The sequence below is a fragment of the Peribacillus deserti genome, from assembly GCF_016909175.1.
GTDB lineage: Bacteria > Bacillota > Bacilli > Bacillales > DSM-1321 > Paraperibacillus > Paraperibacillus deserti.
In genome coordinates this window covers 1-10,630 of sequence record NZ_JAFBFI010000043.1, presented here as the reverse complement: position 1 = coordinate 10,630, position 10,630 = coordinate 1, and the positions used below count along the sequence as shown (strand labels likewise).

11 protein-coding genes and 2 pseudogenes are annotated in these 10,630 nt (G+C 35.5%); 11 read left to right on the top strand and 2 right to left on the bottom strand.

Going from position 1 to position 10,630, the window contains the following annotated elements:
• Positions 1-207: 207 nt before the first annotated feature.
• The 7 genes and pseudogenes from JOC77_RS20860 (at position 208) to JOC77_RS20830 (ending at position 4,487) form a co-directional block, all read left to right on the top strand.
• The gene (locus JOC77_RS20860; RefSeq protein WP_204548503.1) at positions 208-642 is read left to right on the top strand and encodes a S1 domain-containing RNA-binding protein; all 435 of its coding nucleotides are present in this window, start codon (positions 208-210) and stop codon (positions 640-642) included.
• Between the two features lie 399 nt (positions 643-1,041).
• Complete coding sequence (locus tag JOC77_RS20855) at positions 1,042-1,623, top strand: TetR family transcriptional regulator (RefSeq protein ID WP_204548501.1); 582 nt, start codon at positions 1,042-1,044, stop codon at positions 1,621-1,623.
• Between the two features lie 21 nt (positions 1,624-1,644).
• Positions 1,645-1,986 carry a DMT family transporter gene (locus JOC77_RS20850; RefSeq protein ID WP_204548498.1) on the top strand — a complete coding sequence of 114 codons (342 nt, stop codon included), beginning with the start codon at positions 1,645-1,647 and terminating at the stop codon, positions 1,984-1,986.
• Entirely contained in the window at positions 1,987-2,301 is a 315-nt protein-coding gene (locus JOC77_RS20845; RefSeq protein WP_204548496.1) for a DMT family transporter, read from the top strand.
• Between the two features lie 305 nt (positions 2,302-2,606).
• The gene (locus JOC77_RS20840) at positions 2,607-3,401 is read left to right on the top strand and encodes a DUF2935 domain-containing protein (RefSeq protein WP_204548493.1); all 795 of its coding nucleotides are present in this window, start codon (positions 2,607-2,609) and stop codon (positions 3,399-3,401) included.
• A gap of 96 nt (positions 3,402-3,497) precedes the next feature.
• Positions 3,498-3,609, top strand: a pseudogene (locus JOC77_RS21675) (TetR-like C-terminal domain-containing protein); the annotation flags it as partial.
• A 491-nt stretch (positions 3,610-4,100) separates the two neighbouring features.
• Positions 4,101-4,487, top strand: coding sequence for a cupredoxin domain-containing protein (locus tag JOC77_RS20830; protein ID WP_204548490.1), 387 nt, complete (start codon positions 4,101-4,103; stop codon positions 4,485-4,487).
• A gap of 312 nt (positions 4,488-4,799) precedes the next feature.
• Here JOC77_RS20830 and JOC77_RS20825 read toward each other — a convergent pair whose 3' ends face one another.
• Positions 4,800-5,570 carry a hypothetical protein gene (locus tag JOC77_RS20825; RefSeq protein ID WP_204548487.1) on the bottom strand — a complete coding sequence of 257 codons (771 nt, stop codon included), beginning with the start codon at positions 5,568-5,570 and terminating at the stop codon, positions 4,800-4,802.
• Between the two features lie 300 nt (positions 5,571-5,870).
• On the opposite strand from JOC77_RS20825, the pseudogene JOC77_RS20820 reads away from it, so the two are divergent.
• From JOC77_RS20820 to JOC77_RS20805, 4 genes and pseudogenes are all read left to right on the top strand, one after another.
• Positions 5,871-6,748: pseudogene (locus JOC77_RS20820) on the top strand (aminoglycoside phosphotransferase family protein).
• 817 nt (positions 6,749-7,565) lie between these two features.
• Positions 7,566-7,895, top strand: a complete 330-nt coding sequence (locus JOC77_RS20815; protein ID WP_204548484.1) for a hypothetical protein — start codon at positions 7,566-7,568, stop codon at positions 7,893-7,895.
• Between the two features lie 4 nt (positions 7,896-7,899).
• Positions 7,900-8,781 (top strand): ABC transporter permease subunit, encoded by an 882-nt coding sequence (locus tag JOC77_RS20810; protein ID WP_204548481.1) that lies wholly within the window; start codon positions 7,900-7,902, stop codon positions 8,779-8,781.
• Positions 8,778-9,770, top strand: coding sequence for an ABC transporter permease subunit (locus tag JOC77_RS20805; protein WP_204548478.1), 993 nt, complete (start codon positions 8,778-8,780; stop codon positions 9,768-9,770). Before JOC77_RS20810 ends, JOC77_RS20805 begins: the two co-directional genes overlap by 4 nt.
• A gap of 342 nt (positions 9,771-10,112) precedes the next feature.
• Here the strand turns inward: JOC77_RS20805 and JOC77_RS20800 are convergent, their stop codons facing one another.
• Positions 10,113-10,352 carry a hypothetical protein gene (locus JOC77_RS20800; protein WP_204548475.1) on the bottom strand — a complete coding sequence of 80 codons (240 nt, stop codon included), beginning with the start codon at positions 10,350-10,352 and terminating at the stop codon, positions 10,113-10,115.
• Positions 10,353-10,630 lie beyond the last annotated feature (278 nt).

Here is a 10,630-nt window from a genome sequence, read left to right as displayed (position 1 = left end):
CCTCTCCTAGCCGTAAGATCAGTATGGACAGGAAACCCATTTTCATATTCTGTGGTGCAGCAGTGCTGCATGATTGGCTAACGGGTGCGTTAGTTGAAGTCTGATATGGCTGCTTCGTTCCTATCTATAAAATATTTAATTTGATATTACACCATCCCCTTGTTATAATAAAGTGTTTTTAACATATCGAGGAGGCACATTATTTTAATGTCTATTGAAATAGGAAGTAAGGTACAAGGTAAAGTAGCTGGTATCACTAATTTTGGAGCATTCGTAGAATTACCTGGAGGAACAACGGGTCTTGTGCATATCAGTGAAGTTGCTGATAGTTATGTAAAAGATGTTAATGATCATCTGAAAATTGGCGATATGGTTGAAGTAAAAGTGTTAAGTGAGAAAGAAGGAAAGGTTGCCTTATCCATAAAGCAAACCATCGATAAACCTGAAGGGCAATCTTCTAATAAACAGCGTCCTCGCCCAACTCAAGGAAGAGGGAATGATCGTTCTAAAGGTACCTTTAAACCAAGAGAAACCTTTGAAGATAAAATGTCTCAATTCTTAAAGAGAAGTGAAGAGAGCTTAACTTCTCTAAAACGTAACACTGAAGGTAAACGAGGTGGAAGAGGAGGAAGACGTGGTTAACTTGCTTCGTTTTCATTTCTTCATTATATAGATAAAGGTGAGCCTATTAAACTGGCTTGCCTTCTTTATTGTGTTGTTATGAATCTGTATGGCTACTAAGAAATGATAAACTTATAATGACTAACATGCAAAGAGATTCAAAAAATATCAAGAGAATTAGAAATACCTCAAGAGTTCTTAAAAGACCGTTTAGATAAGAAGAACGTTGCAGAATTAAGTACCCAATGATACTCAATGACCAGGTGTATTACCAACAGCAGGTAGTGCACCTGTTTTTTAATAAATGTATTACCCCGGATTTCTAACGAAAGTTTTTTTAATTTTGTTAGGAAAATATGAATTGACTCAAAAAAGATTTGATGTTAAATTTAACTGACGACCGTTCGGGAGGGTAATTATGTGACTTCAAATCAAATTAAGGAAGTTTCTTTAAATCATTTCGCACAAAATGGGTATGAAGGTGCATCGCTAGCACATATCGCCGAAGATGTAGGAATTAAGAAGCAATCTATTTACGCTCATTTCAAAGGAAAAGATGAGCTTTTTCTTCAGTTATGCAAGGATGCATGTGAGAGCGAATTAAGATTCGTAACAAATTTTATAGAAAGAAACAGATCTCGACCTATAAAGGAGTTCTTATTTGATTTCCTTTTGCAATATAAAGAACGATATGAGAAGCATGACTCTACAAAGTTTTGGATTCGAACTGCTTTTTTTCCGCCAAGGCATCTTAATGATCAGGTAATGAAAAAAGTTTATGAATACCTGGATAAGTTAGAAGAACAATTACTTCCAATTATTGAAAAAGCGATGACAGTAGGAGAAATTAGTTCAACCATAGGTAGACAACGAGCCACTGCTGCATTCATGGGAGTATTAGATGGGATATTCGTTGAAATGTTATATGGAGGTCCTGAACGTTTGCAGAAAAGATTTGATGCCTCTTGGTATCTTTATTGGCGTGGACTTTCAAATGATTAATCGTATTTGGAGGGAAATTTAATGAGTCGAAGTTGGGCATTGGTTATTTTAGCTGGTCTTATTGAGATATTTTGGGCAATCGGGTTGAAGCATTCAACTAACGGTATTACTTGGGCTGGCACGATATTTCTTATCTATCTTTCTTTTGTTGTATTAATAAAAGCTACAAAAGCGGTTCCTGTTGCTACTGTTTATGCTGTCTTTACGGGTATAGGAACAGCTGGGACTGTTTTGGTTGATATGATTGTTTTTGGAGAACCATTTAGTTGGACAAAAATATTTTTCATTTTAATACTCCTAATTGGAGTATTAGGTCTAAAACTTGTCACTAAGAAATCAGACAAGCAAGAAGGTGTCGTGTAGATGGGTTGGATATTTCTTGTGATAGCTGGAATATTTGAAGTGGTTGGTGTAATGGGTATGAATCTCGTTAATAAATTTGGAAATGTAAAATCCTACATGATATTAATTATTGGATTGATACTAAGTTTTGGTTCTTTAGCTTTAGCCATGGAAAGCCTACCTTTGGGGCTGTCCTATGCAATTTGGACAGGCATTGGGACAATAGGTGGCACCATTATTGGAATGTTGTTTTATGATGAACCAAAAGAGTGGAAACGAATTTCATTTATTGGAATTATCTTAGCAGCAGTGATTGGGTTAAAGTTAACATCATAAATTATCATTTAAACGTCTGCCGAATCGGCTGGCTATATCTTAAAAAAACTAACAAGGCATTGGTCCATGAAGGATGAATGCCCTTTTTAAGCGTTAGTTGTAGAGAGTTTGGCTGCTAAGGCAGCTTTTTTGTTGTTCCACTAACAGGAAGGTCATAGAAGGCAGTTTGGTCCATATGATTTGACTAAGCAGCCAAGATGCGAAAAAAGTATCTTAGGACAAACAGTCCTATGGAGTTGCAAGAATAAGGGCTGATAAACATACATAAGTATGAGAAGGAGGTGTGCTGATAAGGAGGAGACATAATGGCGAATCCAATTGTGATGAGATCATTGGACGAAATTCAATTTTGGTCGCGGATCATGAAAGAACATGCTTTATTTTTAAGCTTGGGATTTACCCATGAACAGAAGCAATTGATTGAAGAAGCCCAGCAGTTCATCACTCTTTTTGAACGAATAGAGGAAAAGTTGGCAAGGTTTACTGTAAACGCGGATATACGTCAAATTCAAGCTTTTAACAGTGAGGTTTATCAAGCAGCTGTTGCGATTTGGAGCTACAAGAGAAAAGTATTAGGGTTAGCTTTACGTTGTGAAATCCGCTCAAATAACTTTCCATTATTAATTGACCATGTTAGCAGAGAAGCAGCTTATTTTGCTAACAGATTAAAAGATCTCAATGAAGGAAAACTAGCCCCCCAACCTGACACGATTATCCAGGAGAATCTATTCTTTTTAAGGATTATGGCTGACCATGCCAAATTTATCGGACATCTTTTAGATCCTTCAGAAAGAAAGCTAGTGGAACAGGCGAGAGAATTTAGCCATGATTTCGATCAACTAGTTTTCCAGGCGGTTGATTTGGAGTCTATGCGTCCACAATCTGAAACTGTTCCAATCATGGATCAATTCTTGGATCAAAATAGAGTTTCAGTAGTTTCATTAAGGGATTTTAAGAAAACGGCAAGAGATTTAATAGAGGCTTGTCGTATTAAAAGTAATATTCATCCACTCCTCGCTGATCATACATTTAGAGAAGCTGAAAGATTTTTGGAAATTATAGATTTATTTGAGGCTCATCTTTCAAGACCAAAGCAGTAAATTAAATCAATTCAGCTGCCATATGATGTAGCTTTTTTGTTTTATGTATGGAACCATGAAGATGATAGCCGTAAGAGGTTTGCTCTTTCATTGGAAATTGCAAATGCTTTCGTAGGTGTAGTGGAATGGTGGCTGAAAAATGGCATGCCTTATCGACCGCAGGAAATGACAGAAAAAGTGGGGGATTCCATTAGAGAGGATTATATAGATTTATCGCATAAAAAATCTCTCTTATTATTAAGGAAGGAGGATAATGTGTCCTTCCTCTTTAAAAAAATGTTGTATGTGGGGTGCATTAGGTCAAGAAGGTATGGCTGCTTCGGCAGCCTTTTATTGTTTCACTAATAGGGCTGAAAAAGAGGGGGAGAAAATTTTATTGTGGAATACTCGGACTGCCTGGAAAGAAAAGCCCGAATCCCTAAACAATATGCTTGGATTATAGGCGTAAAAAAATCCAATTGTTAACTTTATCAATGTTGAAGCAAATTAAGAGATAAAATTTGCTTCGGCAGCATTTTTGTTATTTTACTAACGGGGCAGGTAAATGGAAGAAGAATGGATTCCAGAAGATCGCCATTAGAGATCTTTTTTCGTTGTCACTGTTTAAAAGATTTACTATAGAAGCACGTTGAAGAGAATTTATAGTGATAATATTTTGTGAATTGGAAAAAAATAGTCTTAGGAAAGGAGGCATTGCGAATGTCTGTGAAAAAGTGGTTAACTGGATTGGTGGTTTTACTTGCTATGATTGTGGTTGTGGCAGCTCCAAGCTCACTCAGAGTATTTGCCGAATCCGGCTTTGTAACACAGCCTATGTCAGTGAAATCGATTGAGGTCGAATTGAATGATGATTATTTTAATCCGAAAGCCATCACTATTCCGAATGGAAGAACGACTACGTTGCTATTGAAAAACAAAGGTAAGAAAAAGCACACCTTCACAGTGGAAAAGCTCAGAATTGACGTCGAAGTCCAGCCGGGAAAAGAAATAACCAATACCGTAACACCAAAAATGGCCGGTACATATGATCTGATATGTCGGTACCATTTTCAAGAAGGAATGGCTGGAAAAGTAATAGTCAAATAACAAGCAGGGCCAATCGGGCCTTGCTTTTTTTGTAGGCAGCTGTCTTCAAAAAAGGGTGCTTTAGTTGAAGAAGGAATAGCTGCTACGGCAGCTTTTACTGCATTAATTCCATAGGGAGTAGATCTTTTCTTTCGTTCCACTTTAAGGTAGGCCAGCTCTTAGATATGCTGGAGGAGACTCAAGATTAAGATCCGTGTCAAAAAAACCTTTATTTAATTTTTTTGTTGATTTTAATGTGGTCTTTGTTGAGAAAATCCCACCTTAAAAGTACTCTAATATAGAGGTAATTCAAGAAGGACTTTGTTGTTCCTTTCATTCTGAGCTGTAATAGGGGGGCGTATCTCCTTTGTCTTCATAAATACCCATACTACCTCGTTCAACTTTAAAAGATAGGACGTACTTTCCGTCTTGTTTACCATCGTCCCAAGTTTCTATAAAAGACACGATATACACTTCACCTTTTTTAACTTCACGTACCGCTGTTTCTCTCTTTACAGAATATCCGTGGACCTCTCTTTCAAAAATGCCAACTTTCTTCGGAAAAAAGTCAATGTTCGTTCCAGATCCGGTTGTAGCAAATTTAACTGCTTTATATCCAGTAAATGCGGGCAAAGGTTCCGAGTTTAACTGGAGATAGCCCCATAACAACGCTAAAATCGTTACATGCAATATGATTGTCCACTTAACGATTCTTTCTGGGCCCTTTTTTAACCATCTGTCAATCGCACTATATAGTATCGCCGCTATCATTCCGTACAGAGCAAATGACATCTCTTGAAATAGGACTCCATTCGCTAAACCAAATATACCTACTAGTAAAACATTCAATTCATCACAATTTCTGAACCATTTCTTTTGTAAATAGTCGACCCCTATTGATACTGCGTTTCCATATATCAACATTATGACACCAACATATGTAAAGTAGATTGAAAACCAACCTATAAATTCAGTTCCTCGGTTATGCATTTGATCCGGATCGGAAAAGAAATAAAAAAAGCTAAGTACCATCGAAACAAGGGTGGTGGAAAGGTACGTGGTTAGTAATTTTCGTTTTATGTACTTACCTTTATCCATTACCATTTTTTAAGAACCCCTCTTTTTGTGTGAAAAGATATCTTCTTAACTTTATTCTACTTTAATTTATAGTGAATTCTTACGCTGTTTTCCTGGTAGGTAGAAGAAATAACAGACGATCTGGAAAGTGGTGTAAGTTATTATACAAATCAGAAAGTAACTGTATCTTCTTAAACTAACGGGTGCGTTAGTTTAAGAAGATAATTTTTGTTATTCAGCTAACGGGCAGTTTCGTTGAAGCAGGATTTCAAAGTGTTGAGGAAGAAAATATCTATTAGGATTAGAAAAGGGTGGGTGAGTTATATAATGATTATAAGTATAGAATTAGTATCAAGACTAATATACCAGCAGTTTCCAGAATGGTCTGATTTATATATCACACCTGTAAAAAATGCCGGAAATGATAATAGAACATTTCATCTAGGTGATCATATGAGTGTAAGGTTACCTAGTTCAGCAGGCTATGCTCCACAAGTAGAAAAAGAACAAAAGTGGCTTCCGATATTAGCTGAAAAACTTTCATTACCAATTCCTATTCCAATAGCAAAAGGAAATGCGAATGAAGAATATCCCTGGTCCTGGTCCGTCTATAAATGGATTGAGGGAGAACCCCTATCTCATTACAATATTGAAAACCTTAATCATATAGCAAAAGACTTGGGGTTATTTTTAAAAGAGTTACAAGCCATCGATGCTAGCGAAGGCCCCTTAGCTGGTAAGCATAATTTTTATAGAGGTGGTTCATTATCTATTTATAACGAGGAATCTCGAAATGCTATTGAGAACAACAAAGAGGATTTTGATGAAGGTTTGTTGAGTGAAATATGGTGGTTAGCTTTAGATTCTGAATGGGAATCAAAGCCTGTATGGGTACACGGTGATATAGCACCAGGGAATTTGTTGGTTAAAGATGGACAGCTCCGTGCAGTTATTGATTTTGGTATTTTAGGAGTAGAGACCCTTCTTGTGATGCAGCAATAGCCTGGACTTTCTTTGATGATGCCAGTAGAAAAGTGTTCAAGAATGAAATGAATTTGGACGAAGCAACTTGGAATAGAGCACGAGGATGGGCTCTATGGAAAGCATTGATAACATATGATGCTAAAAAAGATTCTGATAAAGTGACAGCAAAAGAAGCATTTATTACTATTCAGACAATAGTAAAAGATTACAAAAAAATTTAATGGAAACCGGTATTTTTCAATTAACAAGGAAATTAATGAAAGATTGTGAAACATTGTAAAGCTAACGGGTGCGTTAGTCGAATTAGCCATGAGCTGCTTCGGCAGCTTCTTATTTCGCCAACTAGGAATAAACATACGGAAGAAAATTATCGGAATCACATAGGGGTTATTGGTTGCTGTCGAGTCGGTAAACTAATCATTTCGACAAAGGGGCTGACGTTTTGATTATTACAAAAATCAAAAAAATCGGTGTTGTTAATTATGATTTCTATTGGTATTCTTATCGGGGTAATTGGTCTATCGAATATTATTGGTCTTGTGACACTTCTCTTTATGGAGCAATACGACCAACGTTTTATTGATTCGGATAAATATCGAAACAGTAGCCCAAGCCAATAAATCGCTACAAGCCCATTATAGTATGTAAATTTTATGGCAATTTAAGTTCTGACAACAATCTTATGATGTAAGCCATCTTCTTATGATCCTCTTATGATCATTTGAAAGGCTTAAAACGGTTCTGTTCCTTTTATATTCTCCAATATTAAGTCCACAGTCTTTTGGTAGTTATCATTCTTAAATATAGGTTTAGCCACAAATAGAATTAATCATAAAAAAGTGAAGAACTCCGACTAGGAGTTCTTTTTATATAAGAATTATGTATCACAATACCAAAGAAGTTCTGGGGAGTAAGGATATTACCTGTGTTATATAAATAGAATATGTAAAAATAATAGAAAATTTCTAAACAATTAAATTAAAATGGGATTTAGTGGTAAAATTTATAAGTAATAGAACAAAATTAGGGAGTGGACATATGTACAAAAATTTAGGGAGTTTAATTATTGTGTGTGGACTTTTGTTAAGTTTAGCGGCTTGCAATAACAGCACTGAAACAAAAACGGAAGAAACATTTAAGCCAGGTATTACATTGGCCAACTACGCGAAACTCAAGGAAGGTATGAGTTATCAGGAAGTTATTAATGTTTTGGGTTCCAAAGGGAAACTAATATCAGAAATTGGAACTAAAAATTCTAACGGCAGCTATCAAGCATATTACGTTTGGGATAAGGAAAATAAATATCGAGTTACGGTTAAATTTGCGAATGACAAATTAAGAACTACGGAACAAATTGGGTTGGATTGATTTAATGATACAAAATATAAGAAGTAACGTATTAGAGCTCTTGGTCACAATGGTCTGTATTGTTTTGATAGTTTGTCTTCCTTCTCTAATTGTACAGGAAGATGTTTTTGGATTTCATCTCAATTCCTATATAGAAAGTGTTATAGGAACTTGTAAAAACTTGTTCCAAATCAATGATGCTTCTTACGTAATGGAATCAGGGAAAATTTTATCGCTATTTCCAGATGTTTTTGAGCGGTATGGATACTCTATGTTCATTCTATTTTCTGCTCTCTTATTTTCACTAATTATTACTATAGTATTAAGCTATGGATATACATTATCGTCTGTAAAGATTAAAAAGGGTATACAGAATACACTGGTTATTCTGGAATCGCTACCTGACATTCTGATCGTAGCCGTTGCCCAAGTTTCTGTTATATGGTTATTCAAAAAAACCAATTTATTGTTATTTGATATCGTTTCTGTTCCTAATGACCGGTCCTATATACTGCCTATTTTATGTTTATCCATTCTGCCGCTTATACAATTGTTTAAATTTTTTGTGATTCAGGTAGAAGAAGAAACGGTTAAGCCCTATATTGAGTTTGCGAACGGAAGAGGATTCACGAAATCCTATATTCTCTGGATACATATTTTGCGGAATGTCTTGATTCACCTTTTTTATCATTCAAAAACCATCTTTCTCTTTCTATTGTCTAACTTATTTGTGCTTGAGATAATGTTCAATATGGATGGAATAATGAATCTTATCAAATATAATGTAAATATTCCGGAAATAATGGCCATTGGTATCATCTTAATATATGTGCCTTTCTTCTTTTTCTTTAAGTGTACATTGTACTTTGTGGCAAAGATTTCCGGAATGGGGGAGGTGGAACAATGAGATATTTACGGTCAAAAAGAGTCCTGTTTGGACTATTATATTTGCTTGTTCTACTTATATGCAGCTTCTCTCTCCGTTGGTTTTTTGAAGATGGCATTCCAAAACCGCTCTCATTGTTGTACGAAAATGGTAAGCTAGTTGGTAAGCCTCCCTTTTCCCCATTAGATGCGCCACCTCTAGGAAGTGATATGTTAGGCCGTAATATATTCTTTCTGATTTTAGAAGGAGCGAAATATACGATCATACTGGTCCTTTTCATTAGTTTTATGAGGTTAATATTGGGCTTGATTTTCGGTATAGTATATGCATACTGGCTCATTCCTTATAAAAAATGGTTTAATGGAGTGTTTCAGATTTTTTACTATGTGCCTACTGCGTTGCTTGCCTATATAATGTTAAGTCCTATTGATTTCATAGATGGTATTTCCCGGGGACAGTATATTAGTTACCAAGTATTCATACTCATTGTCATTGCTCTTCTGCCGATTTCTGTAATGTTAGGGGAAGAAATACATTTACAACTCCAAGAGGATTATATTACTGCCTCTAAATTAATGGGAGCTTCTCGGTCCAGGCTACTATTTAAACAATTAAAACCTTACTTATTGCCAAGAATGATGGTTTTCTTTATGGAACAGGTTGTGCAAGTTCTTTCTCTTTTTGCTCAGATAGCTGTTTTAAGTATCTTTTTAGGTGGGAGAGAAATGGTCACGTTAGAACAAGGCGTAAATGAATTTATTTCGCTATCAAATGAATGGTCTGGATTAGTCGGGAAGGGATACTATCGCATCTCTCTTGCACCTTGGGTTGTTATTTCTCCACTTTTATTTTTTGCTGTCACTATTATCTCTTGCAACTTAATCATAAAAGGTCTCGAAGAGAAAATGAAGGAACGCCCAAAACAGAAAATAGATAGTAAAAATATAAAAGATACACCTCACCAAAGAGGAAATGTCAGTTCTCAAAAGTTCAAAAGGTTAAGCCAATAATGATATATATAAACTTAAAAAGACAGAAAATTGGTGTCTTTTTAAGACTATTAAGAGGACCATTCAGCTCCCTTTTTCTTCTTGTTCAACTAACGGGTGCATTAGTTGAAGAACGTATGGTTGCTTAGGCAGCCTTTTTCTTTGTTTCAATAACAGATAAATTACTGAAGAGGAGAAAATGACTTTATTGTTGAAGTTCTTTTCTATGTACTGTCTGTTAAAGAACCGACTTTGTATATCAAGCCAAATTGTTATTATTGTACTTAATCGAAAGGTGCGTTAGTGAAAACATATAATTACATAGATTGGAGTAGTTAAAATGTACAAGCAAAAAACCTCAAATTAAATCGAGGTTTTTTGAAAATTATCTTTTATTACATTATCAATAGCTACGATTGTAGATTCTATATTTTCGTATCTGTCAACAACAAGTGTCTGGATATTTGTTACTTCGAAGAATTTTTCTTTGTAACAAACAGACAATACGGGCTGCTGATTGTTGTCATTAAAAGTTAATGAAATTTCACAGTTGGAATACTGCTTTAAGGTAGTTAACATTATTCTTGCAAGGTCAAAAGACATAAGGTCTTTGCCTCCCTTCCACTATGGGGGAGGTGACTAAGAAAAGTCTTGGAGTTCCCAGCATATGTTATTTGTTGAAAAAAGCATAACATACATACTCATTCTTGTATCTAGATGGTTTTGTCGGATAAAGTCTAATTGGTGTATAAATCCGTAGATCGAGCAGAAGTGAACAAACTTATATAACTCCCATGAAAATTAATTCTGAGATACAGTCAAAAAGGCAATACTAAAGAAGACAGCTCATTCTGTATTTTTAAAAGAGTGCCTGGTTGCTT